The organism is Plantactinospora sp. KLBMP9567, assembly GCF_033446045.1.
Lineage (GTDB): Bacteria > Actinomycetota > Actinomycetes > Mycobacteriales > Micromonosporaceae > Plantactinospora.
Window position 1 is genome coordinate 64,248 of record NZ_JAWQRR010000037.1, and the last position, 24,710, is coordinate 88,957.

The 24,710-nt window shown below is 72.4% G+C and carries 22 protein-coding genes; 18 read left to right on the plus strand and 4 right to left on the minus strand.

The window, feature by feature from the left end; translation table 11 throughout:
• Positions 1-63: 63 nt before the first annotated feature.
• Positions 64-465, minus strand: coding sequence for an NmrA family NAD(P)-binding protein (locus tag R6Y94_RS26855; RefSeq protein WP_318398637.1), 402 nt, complete (start codon positions 463-465; stop codon positions 64-66).
• Complete coding sequence (locus tag R6Y94_RS26860) at positions 441-953, minus strand: NmrA family NAD(P)-binding protein (protein WP_318398638.1); 513 nt, start codon at positions 951-953, stop codon at positions 441-443. The genes R6Y94_RS26855 and R6Y94_RS26860 overlap by 25 nt, the downstream gene beginning before the upstream one ends.
• A gap of 108 nt (positions 954-1,061) precedes the next feature.
• Here R6Y94_RS26860 and R6Y94_RS26865 point away from each other — a divergent pair, with 108 nt between their 5' ends.
• The 3 genes from R6Y94_RS26865 (at position 1,062) to R6Y94_RS26875 (ending at position 3,981) form a co-directional block, all read left to right on the plus strand.
• A complete protein-coding gene (locus tag R6Y94_RS26865) occupies positions 1,062-1,532 on the plus strand; it encodes a MarR family winged helix-turn-helix transcriptional regulator (protein ID WP_318398639.1) in 471 nt (156 codons plus the stop codon).
• 136 nt (positions 1,533-1,668) lie between these two features.
• Complete coding sequence (locus R6Y94_RS26870; protein ID WP_318398640.1) at positions 1,669-2,364, plus strand: SDR family oxidoreductase; 696 nt, start codon at positions 1,669-1,671, stop codon at positions 2,362-2,364.
• 9 nt (positions 2,365-2,373) lie between these two features.
• Positions 2,374-3,981: an MFS transporter gene (locus tag R6Y94_RS26875; RefSeq protein WP_318398641.1), complete on the plus strand. Its 1,608-nt coding sequence runs from the start codon at positions 2,374-2,376 to the stop codon at positions 3,979-3,981.
• Positions 3,982-4,015: 34 nt separating this feature from the next.
• Here R6Y94_RS26875 and R6Y94_RS26880 read toward each other — a convergent pair whose 3' ends face one another.
• Positions 4,016-5,503 (minus strand): cation:proton antiporter, encoded by a 1,488-nt coding sequence (locus R6Y94_RS26880; RefSeq protein ID WP_318398642.1) that lies wholly within the window; start codon positions 5,501-5,503, stop codon positions 4,016-4,018.
• A 134-nt stretch (positions 5,504-5,637) separates the two neighbouring features.
• The gene (locus tag R6Y94_RS26885) at positions 5,638-5,862 is read right to left on the minus strand and encodes a potassium transporter TrkA (RefSeq protein WP_107263243.1); all 225 of its coding nucleotides are present in this window, start codon (positions 5,860-5,862) and stop codon (positions 5,638-5,640) included.
• 155 nt (positions 5,863-6,017) lie between these two features.
• Here R6Y94_RS26885 and R6Y94_RS26890 point away from each other — a divergent pair, with 155 nt between their 5' ends.
• The 15 genes from R6Y94_RS26890 (at position 6,018) to R6Y94_RS26970 (ending at position 24,650) form a co-directional block, all read left to right on the plus strand.
• Positions 6,018-6,857, plus strand: a complete 840-nt coding sequence (locus R6Y94_RS26890) for a siderophore-interacting protein (RefSeq protein ID WP_318398643.1) — start codon at positions 6,018-6,020, stop codon at positions 6,855-6,857.
• Positions 6,858-6,936: 79 nt separating this feature from the next.
• Positions 6,937-9,801 carry a DNA primase gene (gene dnaG, locus R6Y94_RS26905; RefSeq protein ID WP_412102892.1) on the plus strand — a complete coding sequence of 955 codons (2,865 nt, stop codon included), beginning with the start codon at positions 6,937-6,939 and terminating at the stop codon, positions 9,799-9,801.
• Between the two features lie 3 nt (positions 9,802-9,804).
• Positions 9,805-10,341, plus strand: coding sequence for a hypothetical protein (locus tag R6Y94_RS26910; RefSeq protein ID WP_318398644.1), 537 nt, complete (start codon positions 9,805-9,807; stop codon positions 10,339-10,341).
• 211 nt (positions 10,342-10,552) lie between these two features.
• On the plus strand, positions 10,553-11,485 hold the full coding sequence (locus tag R6Y94_RS26915; RefSeq protein ID WP_318398645.1) for an ABC transporter ATP-binding protein: 933 nt from the start codon (positions 10,553-10,555) through the stop codon (positions 11,483-11,485).
• Between the two features lie 10 nt (positions 11,486-11,495).
• On the plus strand, positions 11,496-12,299 hold the full coding sequence (locus tag R6Y94_RS26920; RefSeq protein WP_412102895.1) for an ABC transporter permease: 804 nt from the start codon (positions 11,496-11,498) through the stop codon (positions 12,297-12,299).
• Positions 12,300-12,357: 58 nt separating this feature from the next.
• Positions 12,358-13,167 (plus strand): ABC transporter permease, encoded by an 810-nt coding sequence (locus R6Y94_RS26925; RefSeq protein ID WP_318398647.1) that lies wholly within the window; start codon positions 12,358-12,360, stop codon positions 13,165-13,167.
• Positions 13,168-13,308: 141 nt separating this feature from the next.
• Positions 13,309-14,046, plus strand: a complete 738-nt coding sequence (locus R6Y94_RS26930; RefSeq protein WP_318398648.1) for a YihY/virulence factor BrkB family protein — start codon at positions 13,309-13,311, stop codon at positions 14,044-14,046.
• A gap of 180 nt (positions 14,047-14,226) precedes the next feature.
• Positions 14,227-15,405, plus strand: a complete 1,179-nt coding sequence (locus R6Y94_RS26935) for an ROK family transcriptional regulator (protein WP_318398649.1) — start codon at positions 14,227-14,229, stop codon at positions 15,403-15,405.
• 73 nt (positions 15,406-15,478) lie between these two features.
• On the plus strand, positions 15,479-17,140 hold the full coding sequence (locus R6Y94_RS26940) for a sugar ABC transporter ATP-binding protein (RefSeq protein ID WP_318398650.1): 1,662 nt from the start codon (positions 15,479-15,481) through the stop codon (positions 17,138-17,140).
• Positions 17,137-18,267 (plus strand): ABC transporter permease, encoded by a 1,131-nt coding sequence (locus tag R6Y94_RS26945; protein WP_318398651.1) that lies wholly within the window; start codon positions 17,137-17,139, stop codon positions 18,265-18,267. The genes R6Y94_RS26940 and R6Y94_RS26945 overlap by 4 nt, the downstream gene beginning before the upstream one ends.
• 108 nt (positions 18,268-18,375) lie before the next feature.
• Positions 18,376-19,458: a substrate-binding domain-containing protein gene (locus R6Y94_RS26950; protein ID WP_318398652.1), complete on the plus strand. Its 1,083-nt coding sequence runs from the start codon at positions 18,376-18,378 to the stop codon at positions 19,456-19,458.
• A gap of 54 nt (positions 19,459-19,512) precedes the next feature.
• Positions 19,513-20,688, plus strand: a complete 1,176-nt coding sequence (locus R6Y94_RS26955; RefSeq protein WP_412102896.1) for a Gfo/Idh/MocA family protein — start codon at positions 19,513-19,515, stop codon at positions 20,686-20,688.
• 875 nt (positions 20,689-21,563) lie between these two features.
• Positions 21,564-22,733, plus strand: coding sequence for an inositol-3-phosphate synthase (locus R6Y94_RS26960; protein ID WP_318398654.1), 1,170 nt, complete (start codon positions 21,564-21,566; stop codon positions 22,731-22,733).
• A complete protein-coding gene (locus R6Y94_RS26965) occupies positions 22,717-23,604 on the plus strand; it encodes an SCO3242 family prenyltransferase (protein WP_318398655.1) in 888 nt (295 codons plus the stop codon). Before R6Y94_RS26960 ends, R6Y94_RS26965 begins: the two co-directional genes overlap by 17 nt.
• 134 nt (positions 23,605-23,738) lie before the next feature.
• A complete protein-coding gene (locus tag R6Y94_RS26970; protein WP_318398656.1) occupies positions 23,739-24,650 on the plus strand; it encodes a sugar phosphate isomerase/epimerase family protein in 912 nt (303 codons plus the stop codon).
• Positions 24,651-24,710 lie beyond the last annotated feature (60 nt).

The window sequence follows — 24,710 nt, forward strand, 5'->3', positions numbered from 1 at the left end:
GGGCGGATGCCCGCCAGCCCCGCTCGGTGGGGTCTTCGGTCCGGCCGGCGGCCGGAACTGCCATCAGCCGACCCGGCGCGCTGCGGCACGCCGGCCCGGCAGGTCGAGCCACTGCCGGAGGGTCAGCAGGCGCGGGTGCTCCCGACGGAGCGCCGTGATGTCGGCCGCGTAGCCGGATTCGCCGAACCAGAACAGCATCCGGGCCTCCGGCCCCATCAGCCGGAGCAGGGCCTTCGGTGGCCGGGTCAGCCGGACCCGGCGACCGGAACCGCGCAGCGTCTCGGCGATCCGTGGCACGGTCAGCTCGTCACCGGCGAGTTCGACGGCCCGGCCCACGTACGCCTCGGGATGGGTGAAGGCCAGTCGGGCGAAGACCCCGATGTCGGGTACGGCGACCATCTGCAGCGGCTTGTCGGAGCCGAGCGCGGCCAGCATCACGCTCAGCCCGATGCTGGCGCCGCGCATCGTGAAGACCTCGGTGAGAAGGTGGTCGGCCGAAGGATGGTCCAGTCCAGCGAGGTGTCCCGGAGGTGCTGTTCGATCCGCCACTTGGTGTCGAAGTGCGGGATGCCGCGTACCCGATCGACCCCGCCCACCGAGGTCTGGACCAGGTGCCGCACGCCGGCCGCGACCGCCGCGTCGATCAGGGTCCGGCCCTGCCGGACCTCGCCCTCCGGGCCGGCGGTGCGCGAGTTCTGCACCCCGAACACGCCGTGCACGCCGGCCAGCGCGGGGCGCAGCGAGCCGGCGTCGGCCAGGTTACCGGCGCGGACGTCGACGCCGCGGGCCGCGAGGGCTCGGGCACGCGCTCCGGCGGGATCGCGGGTCAGGGCGCGGACCGCCCAGCCGCCGTCGTCGAGCAGCGCGTCGACCACCGCGCCGCCCTGGTTGCCGGTCGCGCCGGTGACCAGGATGATCCGTCGGTCGTCGTCGGGGGTGGGGCTGGTGGCCACGGCTGCGCTCCGCCGTCCCGGGGAGATCTCCGGGTACGGTAATAGTGAACGAGGTGATGATTTCCTAGTTCACTATTACTGCGGGAAGTGTTTCCGGAAGGGACACCGATGTCAAGCCGAGCCGAACCGCCGGCCGACGACGATGCCGTACGCCTCGGGCAGTTGCTCGGCAGCGCCTGGCGTACCTTCTCCCGGCTCGGGCAGGCCCAGTTCGCCGAGTCGCGTCTCTCGGCCGCCCGGGTCCGGCTGCTGCTCGCCCTGGTCGCCGCCCCGAGCAGCCGGATGGGCGACCTCGCCGCGCAGCTCGGGGTCACCGCCCGCGCGCTCACCCCGATCACCGACGCGCTGGAGTCCGAGGGACTGGCGGTACGGGTCGTCGACCCGGCCGACCGGCGCGCCTTCCGGCTGCGGCTCACGGAGGCGGGCACGGCCCAGGCGGAGCGGCTCGGCGCACTTCAGGCCGAGATCAGCGACCGCATCTTCGGCGGGCTGGGCGGCCCCCAGCGGCGGCAACTCGCCCGCCTGCTGACCGCGTTCCTCGACTCCGCCAAGCTCGACCAGCCGGGCGATCCCTGCTGACCAGCCGGGCGATCCCTGCCGAGCCCGGTTCCGGGGCGGAGATCGCCGCCGATTACCCGATCATGGCCGCACGCCCGCGCCGCAGGTGGAACGCTCCTTGATAGGACCGCGTCGTCGACGAGTAACTGGAGTGGGCATGGATGCCAGGACATTCGTGGTGGACGGCGGCACCAGCGGGCTCGGCAAAGAGGTCGCCCGGATCCTCGCCGCCGACCACCGGGTCGTGATCCTCGGCAACGTCTCCGACGAGGTGTCCCGGAGCCGTGACGAACTGGGTTGCGACGGCATCGTCTGCGACATGTCCCGGAGCGAGCAGGTCCGGGACGCCCTGGCGGAGGTCGTCGCCCGGTACGGCTCGATCGACGGACTGGCACACTGCGCGGCGATGTGGGCCGGCGGAAAGCTGGAGGAACTCTCCCCGGAGGTGATCCGCCGGGCGATCGAGGTGAACGTGCTGGGTACGGCGTACCTGATGCACGAGGCGCTGCTCCGGATGCGCGAACAGGGGTACGGCAACATCGTCTACGTCAGCGCGCTCGCCACCGACGTGCCCCGTCCCGGCATCCCGCTCTATCGGGCCACGAAGAGCTTCGGCACCAGCCTGGTCGAGTCGCTGGCCGAGGCGCAGGGCACGAACAGCATCAAGGTGATGGAGATCCATCCCGGCCCGATGCCCACCAAGCTCCAGGAACGGGTCGGCGCAGACTTCCTCGACACGATCTTCGCAAAGCCCGAGCAGGTGGCGACCGAGGTCGTCCGGCTGCTGCTGCTCGGCGCCGACGACCTGTACGTCTCGGGGCAGAGGGTGCTCCGCGCCGACGGACGTTGGTAACCCGGGGCGATGGTCAGCGCCGGGCCGGCGTCCGCCGAGCCACCACCCTCGGCGTGGGCGCCACTGCGGGTGGCGACCTACCGCAGCCTCTGGGTGGCGATGCTGGTCGCCAACATCGGCACCTGGATGCAGACCGTCGGCGCCCAGTGGCTGCTGATCGACGAACGGAACGCCTCCACCCTGGTCTCCCTGGTGCAGACCGCCAGTACCCTGCCGATCCTGCTGCTCGCACTGCCGGCCGGTGCCCTGGCCGACACCCTCGACCGGCGGCGGCTGCTGATCGCCGTGCAGTTCTTCATCGTCGCGGTGGGGGTGGCACTGACCCTGCTCACCGCGACCGGGCGGATGCCACCGGCGCTGCTGCTCACCCTCACCTTCGCCTTCGGCGTCGGGCAGGCGCTCACCCTGCCGGCCTGGGCCGCGGTCATCCCCGACCTGGTGCCGCGCAACCTGTTGCAGTCCGCCTCCGGGCTCGGCTCGATCAGCGTGAACGTGGCCCGTTCGGTCGGCCCGGCGGTCGCCGGCCTGCTGATCGCCCGGACCGGCGTACCGCTGGTCTTTGCCCTCAACACGCTGGCCTTCCTCTTCTTCGCGCTCACCCTGATCCGCTGGCAGGCCGGGAATTCCCGCTCGGTCGAGGTGCCGGAACGGTTCACCGCGGCGCTCCGGGCCGGCGGCCGGTACGTCCGGCACTCGCCGATCGTGCAGCGGCTGCTGCTCCGGGCGCTGCTCTTCCTGGTACCCGGTAGCGCGCTCTGGGCGCTGCTGCCGCTGATCGCCAACCAGCGGCTCGGGCTCGGCGCCGGCGGGTACGGTGTACTGCTGGCCGCGCTCGGCGTCGGGGCGGTGGCCGGCGGGCTGGTGCTGCCCTGGGTCCGGGCGAAGCTCTCGCCGAACCTCTTCCTGCTGGCCGCCGGGCTGATCTACGGGGCGGCCATGCTGGTGGTGGCGCTGGTTCCGATGGAGGCGGTCGTGCTGGTCGCGCTGGTGCCGGCCGGTCTGGCCTGGGTGACGGTGCTCTCCAACGTAAACGCCGAGATCCAGCTCTTCCTCCCCGGCTGGGTACGCGCCCGCGGCCTCGCCGTCTACCAGGTGGTGTTCGCCGGTGGACAAGCTGTCGGCGCCCTCGCCTGGGGCATCGTCGCCGACGCGGCGAGCCTGGTCCTCGCGTACGTCGCCGCCGGGCTGCTGATGGTCCTCGGCGCGCTGACCGTGAAGATGTGGCCGCTGCCGGACCTGCGCGCCGTGGAGCGGGACCCCGCGACGCACTGGCCCGACCTCGAGCTGGTGCACGAGCCGGACCCGAGCGTCGGGCCGGTGATGGTGGTGCTGACGTACACGGTCCGGGAGGAGCAGCGGGAGCGGTTCGTTGCCGCGATGGAGGAGGTCCGGGCGGCCCGGCAGCGTACCGGTGCGTCGCGCTGGGGCCTGTTCCGGGAGGGCGAGTCGGCGGACCTCTTCGTGGAGGTCTACGAGCTGCCCTCCTGGGACGAGCACCTGCGCCAGCACGGCGGCCGGCTGACCAAGGCAGACCAGGCCGCCGAGCTGCGGGCGCTGGCACACGCCGAGGGGGTACCGCAGGTGAGTCACCTGCTGCCGGCCGAGGCCAACCCCTGACGCGTTCTCCCGCCGAGCCGGCGGCGGGGGTGGGTCAGGACTCGACCGGTTCCCGGGGGCCGATCGGCTCGCGGACCAGCGCGCCGTCGACGTAGCAGTACTGCCAGTCCTCGCGTGGCTCGATCGAGCGGATCAGCGGGTGCCCGGTCTCGGAGAAGTGCGCGGTCGCGTGCCGGCCCGGCGAGTCGTCGCAGCAGCCGACCGCGCCGCAGGTCAGGCACATCCGCAGGTGCACCCAGTCCTCACCGGCGTCGGCGCACTCCCGGCAGATCTCCCCGTCGGTCTCGGTGATCTGGATCCGGTCCAGGTGGGTGCAGGCCGTGCTCATGGTCTCCTCGCGGACGTAGCGCCAGCGGGACCGGAGGAGCTGGTCCGGGATGACCCGGGCCAGGTACCGGGACTGCGCCGCGAACATCGGGCTGAGTACCGCGAGGATCAGGACGTACAGCGCGACGAACGGTCCGATCCGGTCGTCGAGCCCGGCGCCCAGCGCCAGGGTGGCCAGGATCAGCGAGAACTCGCCCCGGCCCAGCACGGTCAGCCCGACGTTGGCCGCGCCGCGCTGGTTGAACCCGAAGAGCGAGCCGGTGATCAGGCCGGCGCTGACGTTCACCACGATCGTCACCGCGACCGCGATCGCCACCGGTACGGCCACCGAGCCGAACGCCCCGACGTCGATGCTCAACCCGAAGGCGACGAAGAAGACGGCGGCGAAGACGTCCCGCAGCGGCAGGACCAGTCGCTCCACCCGTTCCCGTACGGCGGTCCGGGCGACGACGAGGCCGATCATGAGCGCGCCGATCGCGTCGGAGACGCCGACCTCGGCCGACAGCCCGGCGACCAGCACCACCAGCCCGACCATCCCGATGGCGAGCAGTTCGTCCTCGTGACTGCCGATCAGCCAGCCGACCGCCCGGGAGCCCCACCTCGCCACCGCGACCAGCAGCAGCAGGTAGCCGAAGCTCATCCCGATGTGCAGGGCGATCTCGCCCGGGGAGGAGGCGCCGGCCAGGATCGGGGAGAGCAGGGCCAGGTAGAAGGCGAGGAAGAGGTCCTCGATCACGATGATGCCGAGGATGATCGGCGTCTCGGCGTTGGCCAGCCGGCGCAGCTCGATGAGCAGCTTGGTGGCGATCGCCGAGGACGAGATGCCGAGCGCCCCGGCGATCACGAAGGCCTCGGGGGTGCCCCAGCCGAGGGTGAAGCCGAGCGCGAGCCCGACCCCGACGTTCAGTCCGATCGAGCAGCCGGCGGCGATGAAGAGCCGCTTTCCGCTGCCGAACACCTGCCGCACCGGGAACTCGACCCCGAGGTTGAACAGCAGCAGCACCAGGCCGATGGCGGCGAGCAGGGCCAGGTCCTCGGGATGCTCGACCAGCACCGGGCCGGGGGTGGCCGGCCCGAGCAGGATTCCGGTCAGCATGAAGAACGGCACGCTGGGCAGGCCGACCCGGCGGCCCGCCCGGGCCAGCAGGCCGGCGACCAGCACGATCGCGCCGAACCCGATCAGATCGGCGTGCATGGGGTCTCCAATCGGGTGGCGTCGTGTCGGGCGGGGAACCCGGTGACGTCAGGCGAAGGGCGTCAGGCGAAGGGCGGGCGGAGGTCAGCCGGGCGGCATCAGGTGAAGGGCGGATGGAGGTCGGCCGGAGGACGTCAGGCGAAGAAGGTCCCGCCGAGTACGGCGCCGACCTTGCGGGACTGCTCCTCGGAGAGTTCGACGACCGCGGTGGGCTCGTCGGAGCGGGAGGTGAAGACGTAGAGGTCGCGGGTGCCGTCCCGGCGTACCACCACCGAGACGCGGGTACCGCCGTGCCCAAGATCGATGTCGTACCGCTTGCCGATGCCCGGCAGCTCCTGCACGTGTACGCCCTGCCCCATGACCTCTCCCCAGACGAGTGGCCGCCCCCGCGGGCGGGCCGATGGTCGGCGACCGGCCGGTCAGGGGGTGATCCGTGCCGCCAGCCTACGTCCCCGATCGGCGGATCGGCGGCCCCGGGCACCCGGAGTTCGGTGACTTAGGCTAGCCTAAACTAATGGCGGAAAGTTCGAACGGGACCGGGATCAGGTACGCCACCGTACTCCGCACGGCATGGCTCACGCCGCACATGATCCGCGTGGTGCTCGGCGGGGACGGGCTGGCCGGGTTCACGGCCGACACCTACACCGACCACTACGTGAAGTTGATCTTTCCGTCGGCCGGGGTCGACTATCCGGTGCCGCTCGACCTCGACCTGGTCAAGCGCGAGCTGCCCCGCGACCAGTGGCCCCGGCTGCGCACCTACACCGTGCGCGCCTGGGACGCGGCGGCCCGGGAGCTGACCCTGGACTTCGTCTACCACGGCGACGAGGGGCTGGCCGGCCCGTGGGCCGCCGGCGCCCGGCCCGGGGACCGGGTGATGTTCCGGGGGCCCGGCGGCGGGTACGCCCCGGACCCGGCGGCCGACTGGCACCTGCTGGTCGGCGACGAGAGCGCTCTGCCGGCGATCGGTGCCGCGCTGGAGCGGCTGCCGCAGGGCGTCCCGGCCCGGGTATTCGTCGAGGTCGACGGCCCGGCCGAGGAACAGCACCTCGCCACCGAGGCGGAAGCCCAGATCGTCTGGGTGCACCGTGCCGGCCGGGTCGTCGGTGAAGCCCTGGTCGAGGCGGTACGCGCGGCCACCTTCCCGCCCGGCGAGGTGCACGCCTTCGTGCACGGTGAGGCGTACTTCGTCCGCGAGCTGCGCCCGATGCTTCGCGGCGAACTCCGGGTGCCGAAGGACCTGCTCTCCATCTCCGGCTACTGGCGGCGCGGCGACGACGACGAGAGCTGGCGCTCCGCCAAGCCGGACTGGAACCGGCAGGTCGAGGCCGAGGAATCGGCAACGGTCGGCTGAACCGCGCCTCGCACCGCCACCCCCTTCGCCGGTCAGGTCCGCCCGGCAGGGCAGGATGTAGGCCGGAGGGGGTGAGGCGGTGGCCGGGCGGATCCGCGACGAGGACATCGCGCTGGTACGGGAGCGCACCTCGATCGCCGACATCATCTCCGAGACCGTCACGCTCAAGTCGGCCGGCGGCGGCAACCTCAAGGGACTCTGCCCGTTCCACGACGAGAAGACTCCGTCGTTCACCGTGGCCCCCGCCCGAAATGTTTACTTCTGTTTTGGCGGCGACACTCGGGTGCTGACCCGGTCCGGCGTACGGGAGATCAGGGACCTGGCCGGTGGCAGCCACTCGGTGCTGACCACCGGGGGGCGGTGGGTCGAGGCGCCCTTTCACTCGTTCGGCGAGCAGCCCGTCCTGCGGGTGCACCTGAGCCGAAACGGGCAGAAAAAGGTGATCCGGGCGACGGCGAACCACCGCTGGTTCGTCCGGGCGGGGCGAGACCGCAAGCGGCACCTGGAGCGGGTGACGGAACAGTTGCGGACAGGTGACCGGCTGGCCTACATCTACCCACGGTCGCTGACCACCCGTGACGGTGGCCACGAACTGCGCCCGTCCCCGTACGGGATCGCCCGGGGCGTCGTCTTCGGCGACGGGACTCTACTCAACGGCGGCAGTGTGGCCCTGCTCTACGGCGGCAAGGACGCGGAACTGCTCAAGTGGTTCCCGCTCAGCCACACCTACCAGCGGGACAACGGGTTGACGGTGACCGGCCTGCCGGCGTACTTCAAGACGGAGCTGCCACCGCTCGACGAGTCGCTGTCCTACCTCTTCGGCTGGCTGGCCGGCTACTTCGCGGCGGACGGGGACGTCGCCGCCGACGGCTGCATCTCGCTCAACTCGACCTCACGCACACACCTGGAGTTCGTCCGCGACCTCTGCACCCGGATCGGCGTTGGCAGCTACGGGATCCGGGAGTACATCCGCACCGGCTTCAAGGACTACCTCCGGCCGAACGGCGAGCTGGGCTACACCGGGCCGGTGTACCGGCTGACGCTGATGGGTTCGGACCTGCCGGAGGACTTCTTCCTGATCTCCGCCCACCGGGAGCGGTTCCTCGCCCATCGCAAGGCGTACGAGCGCCGGGGCTGGACCGTCGAGCGGGTCGAGGACCACGGCGAGGTAGAGGAGGTCTTCTGCCCGGTGGTCGAGGGCACCCATGCGTTCGTGCTGGAAGACAACATTCTCACCGGCAACTGTCACGGGTGTGGGGCCGGCGGCGACGCCATCAAGTTCCTGATGGACGCCGAGCACCTGACCTTCGTCGAGTCCGTCGAACGCCTCGCCGACCGGGCCAACATCCAACTGCGCTACATCGAGGCCGGGCCCGCGCCGGTCCGGCCGCAGCAGGGGCAGAAGCAGCGCCTGGTCGCCGCGCACGCCGCCGCCGCCGAGTTCTACGCCGGTCAGCTCGGCACCGCCGGGGCCCGGCCGGCCCGGGAGTTCCTGGCCCAGCGCGGCTTCGACCGTACGGCGGCCCAGACGTACGGCTGCGGCTTCGCACCGGACGCCTGGGACCTGCTCACCAAGCACCTGCGGCAGAAGGGCTTCACCGGCCAGGAACTGGTCACCGCCGGGCTGGCCCGGGAGGCGCGCTCCGGCTCGCTGATCGACCGGTTCCGGCGCCGGCTGTTGTGGCCGATCAAGGACCTGACCGGCGACGTGATCGGTTTCGGCGCCCGCAAGCTCTTCGCCGACGACGACGGCCCGAAATACCTGAACACCCCCGAGACGCCGATCTACAAGAAGTCGCACGTGCTCTACGGCATCTCCCAGGCGAAACGGGAGATCGCCCGGCAGGGGCGGGCGGTGATCGTCGAGGGCTACACCGACGTGATGGCGTGCCACCTGGCCGGGGTACCGACCGCGGTGGCAACCTGCGGCACGGCGTTCGGCGTGGACCACATCTCGGTGCTCCGCCGGCTGCTGATGGACACCGACGCGGTGGCGGGCGAGATCATCTTCACCTTCGACGGCGACGCCGCCGGGCAGAAGGCGGCGCTGCGGGCCTTCGAGGACGACCAGCGGTTCGTCGGGCGTACCTTCATCGCGATCAGCCCGGACAACATGGACCCCTGCGAGCTGCGGCTGGCAAAGGGCGACCTGGCGGTGCGCGACCTGGTCGCCCGCCGCGAGCCGCTGGTCGACTTCGCGCTGCGCCAGGTACTCAACCGGTACGACCTGGACACCGTCGACGGCCGGGTGGAGGCGATGCGCCGGGCGGCGCCGCTGGTGGCCAAGCTCAAGGACCGGGAGAAGCGCCCGGAGTACGTCCGCAAGCTGGCCGGCGACCTCGGCATGGAGATCGAGCCGGTGCAGCGGGCGGTACTGAACGCCGCCGCGCAGCAGGGGACCGGGCAGTCGCGCCGGGGCAACGGCGCCGGGCCGCCCCCGTCGCAGCGGCCGGTGGTCGAGCCGGTCTTGGACAACCCGCAGTCGCTGGTCGAGCGGGAGGCGCTCAAGCTCGCCCTCCAGGTGCCGGTGCTGGCCGGCCCGATGTTCGACGCGCTCGCGGCGGAGGTCTACCTGCATCCCGTACACCGGGCGGTGCGGGCGGCGATCGGGGCGGCCGGCGGCGCGGCGGCGGCGGCCACCGGCGCGGTCTGGATCGAGCGGGTCCGGGACGCCTGCGGCGACCTGGCCGCGGCCGCGCTGGTCGGCGAGCTGGCAGTGGAGCCGCTGCGACTCGACACCGAGCCCGATCCCCGGTACGTCTCGATCACCCTGGCCCGGCTGGAGTGGGGCTCGGTGACCAGCCGGATCCGGGACCTGAAGTCGAAGGTGCAGCGGGTCAATCCGACCGCCAACAAGGACGAGTACTTCGCGCTCTTCGGGGAGCTGCTCTCCCTGGAGCAGCACGCGCGAGCCCTGCGTGAGCAGGCGATGGGGGGGCTGTAGCCGGTGGAGGCGTTCAACCTGTTCCGTCGCGGGCGGAAGCTGCCGGCCGACCAGCGTCCCCGGCTGGAGCCCGGCGAGCGGGTGCTCGACTGGGCCCGGGTGGCCGACGGCGAGGAGATCGTGGTGGTCACCGACCGCGGGCTCTGGCTGCCGGCCGAGGCCGCCCGGCTGGGCTGGCACGATGTGCACAAGGCGGTCTGGTCGGGTCGGGACCTGGCGGTCACCCCGGCCGAGCTGGTCGAGGAGCGGGCCGACTACCGGGTGGTGGCCGACGGGACGGTACGCACGTACCTGCTGCTCGATCCGGGTGACGTGCCGCACCAGGTGCGGGCCCGGGTGACCCGGTCGGTGGCGTACACGGCACACCACCGGCTGCCCGACGGAGGTCTGCGGATCGCCGCCCGGCAGGTGCGCGGCGTCGACGGCCTGACCTGGACGGTCCGCTACGACCCCGGTACGCCGGTCGACGACCCCGCCGTGCTGGCCGAGACCGACCGGCTGGTGGCGGCGGCCCGGTCCGGTACCGACCCGGACCTCTGAGCCGCCCGCCCGTCCCGGCCATCGCCGGACCGGCCGTGGAGCGGGCTGGCCGTGGAGCGGGTTGGTTGTCGAGCGGGCTGGCTGTCGAGCGGCCGGCTGTCGTCGGTGATCCGAGCCGGGGCGGGCCCGGGCTGGTGGCCGGGCTGACCTGGGCGGTGCCGAGGCGGAAACTCGGTAGGACGTGTCGGACCCGGCGGTTATGGTCGAGCCCGTGGCTAAGGACGGGGTTCTCATCCAGGCGCGAGGGCTGGTCAAGCGGTTCGGGGATTTCACCGCCGTCGATGGGATCGACGTCGACGTGCGGGCGGGGGAGGCGTTCGGTTTCCTCGGGCCCAACGGCGCCGGCAAGAGCTCGACCATGCGGATGGTCGGCTGTGTCTCGCCGCCGACCGGGGGCGAGTTGCAGATCATGGGGATGGATCCCCGGCGGGACGGGCCGGCGATCCGGGCCCGACTCGGCGTCTGCCCGCAGTTGGACAACCTCGACCCCGAGCTGACCGTCCGGGAAAACCTGACCACCTATGCGCGCTACTTCGGCATCCCGCGCCGGGTGGCCCGGGAGCGCGCCGCCGAGCTGCTCGACTTCGTGCAGCTCACCGAGCGGGCGGGCAGCAAGGTGGAGCCGCTCTCCGGCGGCATGAAGCGGCGGTTGACCATCGCCCGCGCGCTGGTCAACGAGCCCGACATCGTGTTGCTCGACGAGCCGACCACCGGGCTGGACCCGCAGGCCCGGCACCTGGTCTGGGAGCGGCTTTTCCGGCTCAAGCAGCAGGGGGTCACGCTGGTGCTGACCACCCACTACATGGACGAGGCCGAGCAGCTCTGCGACCGGCTGGTGGTGATGGACGGCGGCCGGATCGTCGCCGAGGGCTCGCCGCGCGCGCTGATCGAGCGCTACTCGACCCGCGAGGTGGTCGAGCTGCGCTTCGCCGGTGAGACCCAGGAGTCCTTCGCGGGCAAGCTGGACGGGCTCGCCGAGCGGATCGAGGTGCTGCCGGACCGGATCCTGCTCTACGTCACCGACGGCGACAGTGCGGTGGCCGAGGTGCACGCCCGGGCGCTGACCCCGGCCAGCGTGCTGGTCCGGCGCAGCAGCCTGGAGGACGTCTTCCTGCATCTCACCGGCCGGACGCTGGTGGACTGAGATGGCGCTTCTGGAAGGCACGGCGGCCACCCACTCCCGGTCCGGACTGGTCGGGCGGTTCCCCGCGCTGGCCGTGCTCGAATACAACCTCGTCGCCTACCGCCGCACCTGGCGGGCCGGCGTCTTCTCGTCGTTCCTGCTGCCGCTGCTCACCATGGTCGGCTTCGGGGTGGGCGTCGGGGCGTACGTCGACGCCCCGGTGGCCGGGGTGCCATACCTGGACTTCCTCGTGCCGGGGTTGATCGCCTCGACCGCGCTCCAGGTCGCGATCGGCGAGTCGACCTGGCCGGTGCTCGGCAACTTCGAGTGGATCAAGATCTACTTCGCACAGGCGGCGACGCCGCTGCGGGTCGCCGACATCCTCGGCGGGCAGCTCGGCTTCGTACTGTTCCGGGTGCTCACCAGCAGCCTCGCGTTCCTGCTCGTGGCGGCGGCGTTCGGCGCGCTGCACTCGCCGTGGGCGCTGGCCACGCTGCCGCTGGTGGCGCTGATCGGGGCGGCGGTGGCCGCGCCGGTCTTCGCCTACAGCTCCTCGGTGCGCAGCGACAGCTATCTGGCGCTGCTGTTCCGGTTCGCGGTGATCCCGATGACCCTCTTCGCCGGAGTGTTCTTCCCGGTCGAGTCGCTGCCGGTGGTGCTGCGCTGGCTGGCGTACGCGTCACCGCTCTGGCACGGGGTGGACCTGTGTCGGGCCGCCACCCTCGGCGTCGCGCCGGCCTGGTCGGTCCCCGGTCACCTGCTCTACCTCGCCGCCTGGGCCGCCGTCGGCTGGTGGCTGGCGCACTCGGCGTTCCGCCGCCGGCTGGTGGTCTGAGCCGCGCCGCCGGCCGGCCCGCGTTCCCGCCCGATCCGACCAGAAGAGAGAGGGTTCCGTGGTCAGCATCGTCCTGCCTCGGCTGATCAGTTTCGAGGGCGCACCCCGCCGCGCGGCCTCGGTGGCCGAGCGCAACGTCGCGGCGTTGAAGTCCGCGTACTGGGTGGTGCTGATCTCGGGCTTCTTCGAGCCGTTGCTCTATCTGCTCTCCATCGGCGTCGGGGTGGGGGAGCTGGTCGGCGACCTGACGCTGCCCGCCGGCACAGTGGTGTCGTACGCGGCCTTCGTCGCGCCGGCGATGCTGGCCGCCTCGGCGATGAGCGGGGCGCTGGCCGAAACGACGTTCAATTTCTTCGGGAAGATGAAGTACATGAAGCTGTACGACGGGATCCTCGCCACCCCGGTGCAGCCGTTCGAGATCGCCCTCGGCGAACTGGGCTGGGCGATGCTGCGGGGCACTCTCTACTCGGCGGCGTTCCTGGCCGTGATGGTGGGGCTGGACCTGACCAGCGGCATACGCGCGCTGATCGCCTTTCCGGCCGCCGTACTGGTCGGATTCGCGTTCGGCGCGCTGGGCATGGCGCTCTCCACCTTCATGCGCAGTTGGCAGGACTTCGACCTGATGGGCTCGGCCCAGTTCGCCCTCTTCCTCTTCTCCGGGACGTTCGTGCCGGCCGAGGCGTACCCCTCGGTGCTGCGCTGGGTGATCGAGGTGACGCCGCTCTACCGCGCGGTGCACCTGGTCCGGGGCATCACCGTGCAGGGCGGCGGCTGGGGCGAACTCCTCGACGTCGTCTACCTGCTCGCGCTGACCGCGCTCGGCCTGGTCGTCGCCGGCCGCCGGATGGGCCGGCTGCTCTGCAAGTGAGGCCGGACGTGCCCGGGGAGTTCGCCGGCCCGGCCCTGGCCGTTGGACCGACGCAGCCGTCTCGGATGGCTACTTTAAGTAGTTGGCCGGTAGCGCCGGCTGGAATGCGTCGTCCGGCGGCGCCGTGGCGAGGAGGGCGGCATGACTGGCAAACAGATGTCCACGTCGCCGGGCCGGCTGCCCCGCAGCGCCTGGGCCGAGGTGCTGCGCCGGACCCTGCGGGAGGCGCAGGCGGACAACGTCACGGACTGGGCGGCGGCGCTGACCTACTACGGGGTGCTGTCGCTCTTCCCGGCCCTGCTGGTGCTGGTGGCGGTGCTGGGGCTGCTCGGCGACGCGGCGGTGCGCGGGGTGCAGAACGTGATCCGGGACGTCGTGCCCGCGCCGTCCGCGCGGGACATCCTGCTCACCGGGATCCTGGTGCTCCTGGTGTTCAGCGGGCGGCTCTCCGCCCAGGTCGGCCGGCGGCTGGGGGTCGGCGAGGCCGGAGTGACGGCGTGGGACATCGGCAAGTGGCCGGTACTGGTGCTGCTGGTCAGCCTGATCTTCACGGTGCTCTACTGGGCGGCGCCGAACGCGCGTCAGCGGTTCCGGTGGATCAGTCCCGGTGGCATCTTCGCCGTGCTGCTCTGGGCCGTCGTCTCCGCCGGCTTCGCGCTCTACGTCAGCTTCTTCGCCTCGTACAACCGGACGTACGGGTCGCTGGCCGGAGTGATCGTCTTCCTCGTCTGGCTCTCGGACGTGGCCATCCTGCTCGGCGCGGAGTTGAGCGCGGAGCTGGAGCGGGAGCGGACGATCCGGATGGGTGGGCCGGCGGACCGGGAGCCGTACGTCTCGCTCCGCGACGACCGCAAACTCAGGAAACGGGATCGCGATTGAGGACCCGGGACCTCCTCCGTCCTTTCCTTGATCAACAACTAACTTTCGTCCATCAGGACAAAAGTTAGCGTCATTTTGGATGAAGCTCTAGACATCCCCTCCGGAAGGCTCCTACTGTGTCGAACACAACGCGCTGGCGTTGCGTCGACGTGAACGGATGCCTGACGGAGGTGAGTCCCTGTGCGCACCCCGGAAGCGCTGCATCTGCGGCTGCTGAGGCTGTTGCGCGACGAGGGTGCGGTGTCCCGGGCCGAACTGGCGGACCGGCTGCAGATTCCTCGGCCGCGCCTGCTCGCCGAGCTGGAGCGGCTGGTCAGCCTCGGTTACGTGGCGGAGGCCGGACTCGCCGCCTCCCGGGGCGGGCGCCGCTCCACGCTGGTCGAACTCAGCCCCGACCTGCGGTTCGCCGCCGTCGACCTGGGCGCCAGCTCGATCGACGTCGAGGTGGTCAACGGCCGGCTCGAACCCGTCGCCGCGTACGCCGAGACCACCGACATCCGCTCCGGCCCCAAGGTGATACTGCAACGGGTGCACGAACTGCTACACAAGGCGAAGGTCGACGGGGCGTACGAGCGGCTGCACGCCGTCGGCATCGGCGTACCGGGGCCGGTGAGCTTCCGGGACGGCGTACCGGTCTCGCCGCCGATCATGCCCGGCTGGGACCGCTTCCCCGTCCGCGAGTTGCTGACCCGCGAGCACGGCTGCCCGGCGGTGGTGGACAACGACGTCAACATCATGGCGATCGGCGAGCGGCACGGCGGGGTGGCGCACTCGGTCGACGACTTCCTGTTCGTCAAGATCGGCACCGGCATCGGCTGCGGCATCTACCTCTCCGGCGAGGTCTACCGGGGCACCGACGGCTGCGCCGGGGACATCGGGCACATCCAGGTCGACTCACACGGCCCGATGTGCTCGTGCGGCAACGTCGGCTGCCTGGAGGCGCTGTTCAGCGGCGCCGCGCTGGCCAAGGAGGCCACCGTGGCGGCCCGCAGCGGCGCGTCACCGGCGCTGGCCGAGCGGCTCGCCGCCACCGGTACGGTCACCGCGCTCGACGTCGCCGAGGGCGCCATCGAGGGGGACGTGACCTGCATCCGGCTGATCCGCGACGGTGGCCGGCGGGTCGGAGGGGTACTGGCCGGCCTGGTCAGCTTCGCCAACCCGTCGATGATCGTCATCGGCGGCGGGCTGGCCCAGCTCGGCCACATCCTGCTGGCCGAGATCCGCAGCGTGGTCTACCGGCGCTCGCTGCCGCTGGCCACCGGCAACCTGCCGGTGGTGCTCTCCGAACTCGGTCCCCGGGCCGGCGTCACCGGCGCCGCCGTGCTCGCCACCGACGTCGCGTTCGCGGAGGCGTCATGACCGGGCGGAGCGAGGGCCTCGGCCGGCTCGGTCGACCAGGTCATGACGGCGACGAGCGCAGCGAGGAGGCGGCATGACCGAACAGGACGAGCGGTCCGGTCGTGACGAGCGGACCGGCGCCGACGAGAGCGCCCCGGCCAGCGTGGAGAGCCCGAACGGGACCGGCCCGGTCGGCGACCCGCCGCCGCTGGTGACCCCGCCCGCCGACACGGTGCCCGGCGAGGTCGTCCTCCGGCTCACCGACGTGGTGAAGACCTTCCCCGGGGTACGCGCCCTGGACGGGGTGCAACTGGAGGTACGGGCCGGCGAGGTGCACTGCCTGCTCGGCCAGAACGGTGCCGGCAAGTCGACGCTGATCAAGGTGCTCTCCGGCGCGCACCAGCCCGACTCCGGGCAGGTGGAGTGGCTCGGCGAGCCGGTCTCGTTCGGCAACCCGCAGGCCGCGATGAAGGCCGGCATCGCCACCATCTACCAGGAACTCGACCTGGTCGAGGACCTGTCGGTGGCCGAGAACGCCTTTCTCGGGCACGAGCCCCGCCAGCTCGGCTTCGTCCGGCGCGGCTACATGGCCCGGCAGACCCGGGAGATCCTGGCCCGGCTCGGGCACCCGGAGATCCCGCCCCGCCGGATGGTCCGCTCGCTGCCGTCCGCCGGCAAGCAGATCGTCAGCATGGCCCGGGCACTCTCGCACGAGGCACGACTGATCATTATGGACGAGCCGAGCGCGGTACTGGCGCACGACGAGGTCGGCAACCTGTTCCGGATCATCCGGGAGCTGACCGCGCAGGGCATCGCGGTCATCTACATCTCGCACCGGCTGGAGGAGATCCGCGAGATCGGCGACCGGGTCACCGTACTCAAGGACGGCCGGACCACCGCGGCGAACCTGCCGGCCCGGTCCACCCCGACCCGCGACCTGGTCAGCCGGATGACCGGCCGGACCATCGAGTACGTCTTCCCGGACCGCCCGGCCGCCGGGCCGGTCGCGGAGAAGCTGCTCGAGGTGCGGGAACTCGGCCGGGAGGGCGAGTTCGCCGACGTCTCGCTGACCGTGCGGGCCGGTGAGATCGTCGGCATCGCCGGACTGGTCGGTTCGGGCCGCTCCGAACTGCTGGAGACCATCTTCGGCGCCCGCCGGGCCACCTCCGGCACGGTCTCGATGGCCGGCCGGCCGGTCCGGCCGGGCAGTGTCGGCGCCGCCGTCCGGGCCGGGATGGGGATGGCCCCGGAGGAGCGCAAGAGCCAGGCGCTGCTGCTCGGCGAGCCGATCTACCGCAACGTCACGCTGGCCACCTTCACCCGCTGGGCCAGGCTGGGCTTCACGGACGCGCGGCGGGAGCGGGCCGAGGCGAACGAGGTCGCCGACCGGCTGGAGCTGCGGCCCCGGGACGTCCGGCGACCGGTCCGGACGCTCTCCGGCGGCAACCAGCAGAAGGTCGTGGTCGGCCGCTGGCTGCTCGGCGACACGAAACTGCTGCTGCTGGACGAGCCGACCCGGGGCGTCGATGTCGGTGCCCGGGCCGAGCTCTACCAGGTGATCCGGGCGCTGGCCGGCCGGGGAGTGGGCGTACTGCTGGTCTCCAGCGAGGTGCCGGAGGTGCTCGGCCTGGCCGACCGCGTCCTGGTGATGCGGGAGGGCCGGGTGGTGCACGAGGCCCCGGCCGGAGAACTCGACGAAGACACCGTGCTCGACCTCGTGATGGCGGGGTCGCTGATGGAGGGGGCGCCAGCGTGACCGAACGTACCGAGACCGCCGCGCCGGCGGGGGCGGCGCCGCCCGTCGACCGGCCGTCGCCGGTGTCGCCGGCGCCGGCCGGAGCGCCGGCGCACCAGGGTGCCGGTGCGCCCGCGAACGGAAACGGCCGGTGGAGCGGCGACGCGGGTGAGACGTTCCGGCGCAACCTGGGCCTGGTCGGGGTACTGGTGGTGCTGATCATCATCGGCATCGTCACCCGCCCCGACCTGTACGGCGACCCGTCCTGGGTGCGGGCGAACATCTTCTCGATCCTCACCCTGGCCTCGGTGGTCGGCGTGGTGACGGTGGGCATGACCTTCGTGATCATCGGCGGTGGTATCGACCTCTCGGTCGGCGCGATCGTGGCGCTGGCCGGGGTCTGGAGCACCACGGTGGCGACCCAGAGCTATGGCGCCGGGGGGATGATCTTCACCGCGATCGTGGTGGCGGTCTGCGTCGGGCTGGTCAACGGCTTCCTGATCTCGTACGGCCGGCTGGTGCCGTTCATCGCCACCCTGGCCATGCTGGTCGCCGCCCGGGGTCTCGCCGCCGAGATCTCCGACAAGCAGACCCAGGTCTCCAACAACGCGACCATCAACGGCATCGCGAGTACCGACTTCCTGGGCATCCCGGTGCTGGTCTACATCCTCGCCGCGGTGGTGGCGGCCGGCTGGGTACTGCTCAACCGCACCACCTTCGGCCGGCGTACGGTCGCGGTCGGCGGCAACCCGGAGGCGGCCCGGCTGGCCGGCATCAACGTACGCCGGCACAGCATGCTGCTCTACGCGCTCTCCGGCCTCTGCTGCGGAATCGCCGCGATCATGCTCACCGCGCAGGCCAACTCCGCACAGGCGGCGATGGCGAACCTCTACGAACTCGACGCGATCGCCGCGGCGATCATCGGTGGCACGCTGCTCAGCGGCGGCCGGGGCACGATCATCGGCTCCCTGCTCGGTGTGATCATCTTCGCCACCATCACCAACCTGTTCGCGATCAACGGCCTCTCCACCGAGGCGCAGAACATGGTCAAGGGCGGCATCATCGTCGCCGCCGTGCTGGTCCAGCAGTTCCGGTTCAAGTCGGTCACCCAGCTCCTCGGCAGAAACAAGCTCACCTCGACGAACTGACGCACCGCAGCAATCCGGTGGCACCCGCCGCCGGTGGCCGACCGGCCACCGGCCGGCGGACCCCACCCACCTCACCCCACCCGAAGTCGAAATAACCAGGAGGTCGTCATGACCCAGCACGATCCGCTCCGGCCGGTGCGCGACCTGTCCCGCCGCCGGCTGCTGCTCGGCGGGGCGGCGGTGGGCGCCGGCGCCCTGCTCACCGCCTGCACCAGCAACGACACCGGCTCCGGTTCCGGCGGGAACGAGCAGGTCAAGGAGGCGGACAACGCGGCCAACCCGAACAGCGCGCCGGGCCAGCGGGTCGTCATCGGCTTCTCCGCCCCGGCCGCCGACCACGGCTGGCTCGCCGCCATCACCAAGAACGCCGAGGCGCAGGCGAAGGTCTTCTCGGACGTGGAGTTCAAGACGGTGGCCGCCGGTGCCGACGCCGCCGCCCAGCGGGCCGCGCTCTCCACGCTGATCTCGCAGAAGCCGAACGTCATCGTCATGCTGCCGCACGACGGCAAGGAGCTGAACGCGTCCGGGCTGGAGGCGATGAAGGCCGGCATCCCGGTGGTCAACCTGGACCGGGCGTTCCCGGACGCGCTGGCGTACCGGCTCCAGATCAAGGGCGACAACTACGGTATGGGCGTGGCGGCGGGCCGCTACATCGGCGAGCAGATGAAGGCCAAGGGGATCGCCAACCCGATCATCGGCGAGATCGCCGGCATCGACGCGCTGGAGCTGACCCAGGAGCGGTCCGCCGGCTTCGCCGCCGAACTCGCCGTCTACGGCTTCAAGGTGACCAACCGGCGCTCCGCCCAGTTCACCGCCGACACCGGCCAGAGCGAAGCCTCGCAGCTCCTCCAGGCGTTGCCCAAGATGGACGCGCTGTGGAACCACGACGACGACCAGGGCATCGGGGTACTGGCCGCGATCAAGCAGGCCAACCGCTCCGAGTTCATCATGGTCGGCGGCGCCGGCTCCAAGGCCGCCATCGACGCGATCGCGGCCGACAACAGCGTCCTGAAGGCAACCGTCACCTACAGCCCGTCGATGGCCTCGTCGGCGATCTCGCTGGCCCGGCTCATCGGCCAGGGCAAGGGCATGTCCGACCTGGTCGAGCTGCAGGTGCCGAAGGAGATCACCTTGGCCTCCGAGACGATCACGAAAGAGAACGCGAGCCAGTACGGCAAGCTCGGGTTCTGACACACCGGGGGGAGACCCACCTTGTCCACGAATGAGAAAGAACTGCGGGTCGGCATGGTCGGCTACGCGTTCATGGGCGCCGCGCACTCGCAGGCGTGGCGGACCGTGAACCGCGTCTTCGACCTGCCGGTACGTGCCCGGATGGCCCTGATCTGCGGCCGGGACGAGTCCAAGGTCGCCGACGCGGCCGGCCGGCTCGGCTGGGAGGGCCACACCACCGACTGGCGCGAGATGATCGCCCGGGACGACATCGACATCGTCGACGTCTGTACGCCCGGCGACAGCCACGCCGAGATCACCATCGCGGCCCTGGAGGCGGGCAAGCACGTACTGTGCGAAAAGCCGCTGGCCAACACGGTCGAGGAGGCTCGGGCCATGGTCGCCGCGGCGGCCAAGGCCCAGACGGTGGGCGTACGGGTGATGTGCGGGTTCAACTACCGCCGCGTCCCCGCGGTCAGCCTGATGCGGGAGCTGGTCGCCTCCGGCCGGCTCGGCGTGATCCGGCACGTCCGCGCGGTCTACCTGCAGGACTGGATCACCGACCCGCAGTTCCCGCTCGTCTGGCGGCTGCAGAAGGACAAGGCCGGGTCCGGTGCGCTCGGCGACATCGGGGCGCACATCATCGACCTGACCCAGTTCGTCACCGGTCAGCGGATCACCGGGGTCAGCGCGATCACCGAAACCTTCGTCAAGGAGCGGCCGCTGCCGGCCGAGTCAAGCGGGCTGGCCGCCTCGGCCGACGGTGCCGGAGCCGCCATGGGCCAGGTCACCGTCGACGACGCGGCGGTCTTCGTGGCCCGGCTCGACGGCGGGGGGCTCGCCACCTACGAGGCGACCCGGTTCGCCACCGGCCGGCGCAACGCGCTGCGAGTCGAGATCAACGGCTCGCTCGGCTCGGTGGCGTTCGACCTCGAACGCCTCAACGAGCTGGAGTTCTACGACGCCTCCGAGCCGGGGGTCGAGCAGGGCTTCCGGCGGATCCTGGTGACCGAGGGCGACCACCCGTACATGGCGGCGTGGTGGCCGCCGGGGCACATCATCGGGTACGAGCACTCGTTCACGCACGAACTGCGGGACTTCCTCGCGGCGATCGCCACCGGATCGGACCCGACTCCGTCGTTCACCGACGCGCTCCAGGTCCAGCTCGTGCTGGACGCGGTGGCGCGCTCGGCGGAGCTGGGCTCGTCCTGGACCGCGGTGGAACCGGTGCCCGCCCCGGTCACCGCGTAACCCGTGCACACCGGCGTACCCCGGCTGCCCGCCGCCCCGGCGTGCAGCCGGCACCGCCGGAGGTAGTTGCCCACCCGTCGGGTGGCCCGGCCCGGGCTCGGGCCGGTCAACCCGACCCGAGAAGCTTTCCGGAACGGCCGGCGAGGGTCCGGTCGCGGTTGCGCCCCGCGACCGGACGGAGGTCGATCCGGAAGGAGTGCGCACGCGCACGGCGGAGCCCGCTCCGGCCGGGTCGTGCGACAGGTGACACGGCCGTCCGGTGCGGCCGGACCGGGATTCCCCGGCCGCACCGGACGCCGGAACCGCGCCGGCTGACCCCCAACCGGTGGTACCACCCCGGTCCGACGTCCCGGACCGGACCCGAAACCGCGACCAGGTCCGGGCCACCCGACCCGGACCGGATCGCCCGACGACTTCGCCCCGGCCCTGCACAGTGAACCTTCACCACCTCCCCGCGCGGTGCGGCGGACCGCAAGGTCCGACGCGGTGCGTGAGCGCGCCGCGGGGCTCCGGGGGACAAAGGTTCAGCGGCCGGCGGCGCACAACTCCACAGGGAACCGCGACCGGAGCCGGCAACCCCCGCCGCCCGGTCGCCCTGGATCGGGGGAGGCAGGACCGCGACGCCGACCGGCCCTGCCTACCAAGCCCCGTCCGCCCGCACGGTCACGGACCCGAGCAGTGTCGTTGCCGCCGACTCCGGCGCTGCCGCACGGGATGTTCCACCGCGACGGTCGGGCGGGCGGGGCGCTTTTCTCGGCTGAGAGGCAAGATGTCCCGATAGGCGGACTCGGCGGGTCGATCAGGCATATGGCCTGGTTTCGTCGTACACCCCCGGTCGGCCCAGGGCCGTGCCGGCACCGGAGGGAGGAGCACTGATGCGTACGGGTGTCTGGCTGGTTGGCGGGCGAGGTTCGGTCGCGGTGACCAGCACGGTCGGGGCGTTGGCCCTGCGGGCCGGGCTCGCCGAGCCGACGGGCTGCGTGACCGAGCTGCCGGCCCTGCGTACCCCCGCCCTGCCGGCCCTGGCCGACCTGGTCTTCGGTGGGCACGACATCGCCACCACCCCGTTGGTGAAGAAGGCCGAGGCGCTGGCCGAGGCGGGCGTGCTGCCGGCCCGGCTGGTGGCGGCGCTGGCCGAGGAGCTCGGCACGGTCGAGGCCGAGCTGCGCCCGGCGCCGACCGGTGGCCCGCAGGCGGCCGTGGTCGAGGCGATCGCCGCCGACCTGACCGGATTCCGCGAACGGCACCGGCTGGACCGGGTGGTGGTGGTCAACGTCTCCTCCACCGAGCCGGCCCCCGACCCGCACCCGGCGTACGCCGGGCTCGCCGAACTGGACGCCGCGCTCGCCGGGGGCAGCCCACTGCCGGCCAGCTCCGCGTACGCCTACGCCGCCTTCACCGCCGGCTGCTCCTATGTGGACTTCACGCCGTCCACCGGTGCCCGGCTGCCCGCGCTGGCCGAACTCGCGCAGCGGGCCGGCCTGCCGTACGCCGGGCACGACGGCAAGACCGGTGAGACGCTGGTGAAGTCGGTACTCGCGCCGATGTTCGCCATGCGGCACCTGCGGGTACGGAGCTGGTCCGGCACCAACCTGCTCGGCGGCGGCGACGGCGCCAACCTGGCCGAGCCGGCGGCGAACGCGGCCAAGTCCGCCAGCAAGCAGCGGGTACTCGGCGAGACCCTGGGCTACGTCCCGCAGGGCAACACCCGGATCGAGTACGTCGACGACATCGGCGACTTCAAGACCGCCTGGGACCTCGTCACCTTCTCCGGCTTCCTCGGCACCCCGATGCGGATGGAGTTCACCTGGCACGGGTGCGACTCCTCGCTGGCCGCACCGCTGGTGCTGGACCTGGCCCGGCTGACCGCCGCCGCGCACCGGGCCGGCCGGACCGGCCCGCTGACCGAGCTGGCGTTCTTCTTCAAGGATCCGCTCGGCGAGGTACCGCATGCCCTCGCCGAGCAGTGGGCCACGCTGCGCGCCTTCGTCCGCGAGCTGGACGCCGAGCCGACCTCGGGAGGCGCGGATGCCGTCACTGCGTGACCTGGCCGAACTGGTCCGGGCGCCGGCCGCGCTCTCCGTACCCGGGGACGTGGTGGCCGGGGCGGCCGCCGCCGACGCGCTGGACCGTCGGGTACCGGGGCTGGCCGGGGCGTCGGTGCTGCTCTACTGGGCCGGGATGGCCGCCAACGACTGGGCGGACCGCGAACTCGACGCGCGGGAGCGGCCGGAGCGGCCGATCCCGAGTGGACGGGTGTCGCCGGGACTCGCCCTCGGCGTCTCGGCCGGGCTCACCGCCGCCGGGATCGGGCTCGCCGGGCTGGCCGGCGGCCGTCGGGCACTGGCCGTGGCGGTGCCGCTGGCCGGCGCGGTCTGGGCGTACGACCTGCGGGCCAAGAACACTCCGGCCGGGCCGGCGGTGATGGCCGCCTGCCGGGGGCTGGACGTGCTGCTCGGCGCCAGCGGGGGCCGGGTGGTCCGGGCGGTGCCGGCCGCGCTGACGGTGGCCGCGCACACGTACACGGTCACCGAACTCTCCCGGCGGGAGGTCTCCGGGGCGACCCGGGCGCTGCCGGCGGCGACCCTGGCCGGTACCGCCGCGGTGGCCGCCGCCGCGGTCGCCCGGCGCCGGGCCGGCGACACCGCCGAGCCGGCCCGCCGCCCCGGCTGGCAGACCCTCGTCCCGGCCGCCCTCGCCGGCTGGTACAGCCTCCAGTACGGCACCGCGCAGGCCCGGGTGGCGGCCGACCCGCAGGCGTCCCGGGTCCGGGCCGCGGTCGGCGCCGGCATCACCGGCCTGCCCGCCCTACAGGGCGCGCTGGTCGCCCGGGCCGGCGCGGCGCTGCTCGGCGTCGCGGTGGCCGCCGCCGCCCCGATCGGGCGCCGGCTCGCCCGACTGGTGTCGCCGACGTGAGCGCCGCAGGAGATGCCGCCGCACCGGGCCAGCGGGCGCCGGCTCGCCCGACTGGTGTCGCCGACGTGAGCGCCGCAGGAGATGCCGCCGCACCGGGCCAGCGGGCGCCGGCTCGCCCGACTGGTGTCGCCGACGTGAGCGCCGCCGCTGCCGGCTCCGTCCTGCCAGGGCTGCGGTTCGGGTACGGGACCAACGGCTTCGCCAACCACCGGCTGGACGACGCGCTGCGGGTGATCGCCGACCTCGGCTACCAGGGCGTGGCGCTGACGCTCGACCACGACCACCTGGACCCGTTCGGCCCGGAGCTCGCCGCCCGGGTGGCGACCGTCGGCCGGAGCCTCGCCGCGCACGGCCTCGGGGTGGTGGTCGAGACCGGGGCACGCTACCTGCTGGACCCCTGGCACAAGCACGCGCCGACGCTGCTGCACGACGACAACGCGCTGCGGGTCGAGTTCCTCCGCCGGGCCGTCGCGATCGGGGCCGACCTGGGCGCCGAGGCGGTCTCCTTCTGGTCCGGCGTACGACCCGCCGGCGTCGACCCGGCAACCGCCTGGGACCGGCTGGTCGCCGGCTGTGCCGAACTGGTCGAGGTCGCCGGCGCCGCCGGGATGCCACTCGGGTTCGAGCCGGAGCCGGGCATGCTGGTGGCCGGGATCGCCGACTGGTGGCGGCTGCGGGACGCCCTGGGTGCCCCACCGGGCTTCGGCATCACCCTCGACATCGGGCACTGCCGGTGCCTGGAGCCGCAGCCGGTGCCCGACTGCGTCGCACAGGTGGCTCCGCACCTGGTCAACGTGCAGATCGACGACATGCGCCGGGACGTGCACGAGCACCTCGAGTTCGGCACCGGCGAAATCGACTTTCCGCCCGTACTGCGGGCGCTGGCCGAGGCCGGTTACGCCGGGCTGGTCGCCGTCGAGCTGCCCCGGCACTCGCACGCGGCCCCCTCGGTGGCGGCGCACTCGATCGACTTCCTCCGCACCGCCGCCACCGAGGCCGGGCTCACCGAGGCACGGACCGGCGCCGTGCCGGAGGCGGGGCGGTGACCGGCACACCGGACTGAACGACGTACCACCACCGGGGGGACCGCGACCACCATCCACACC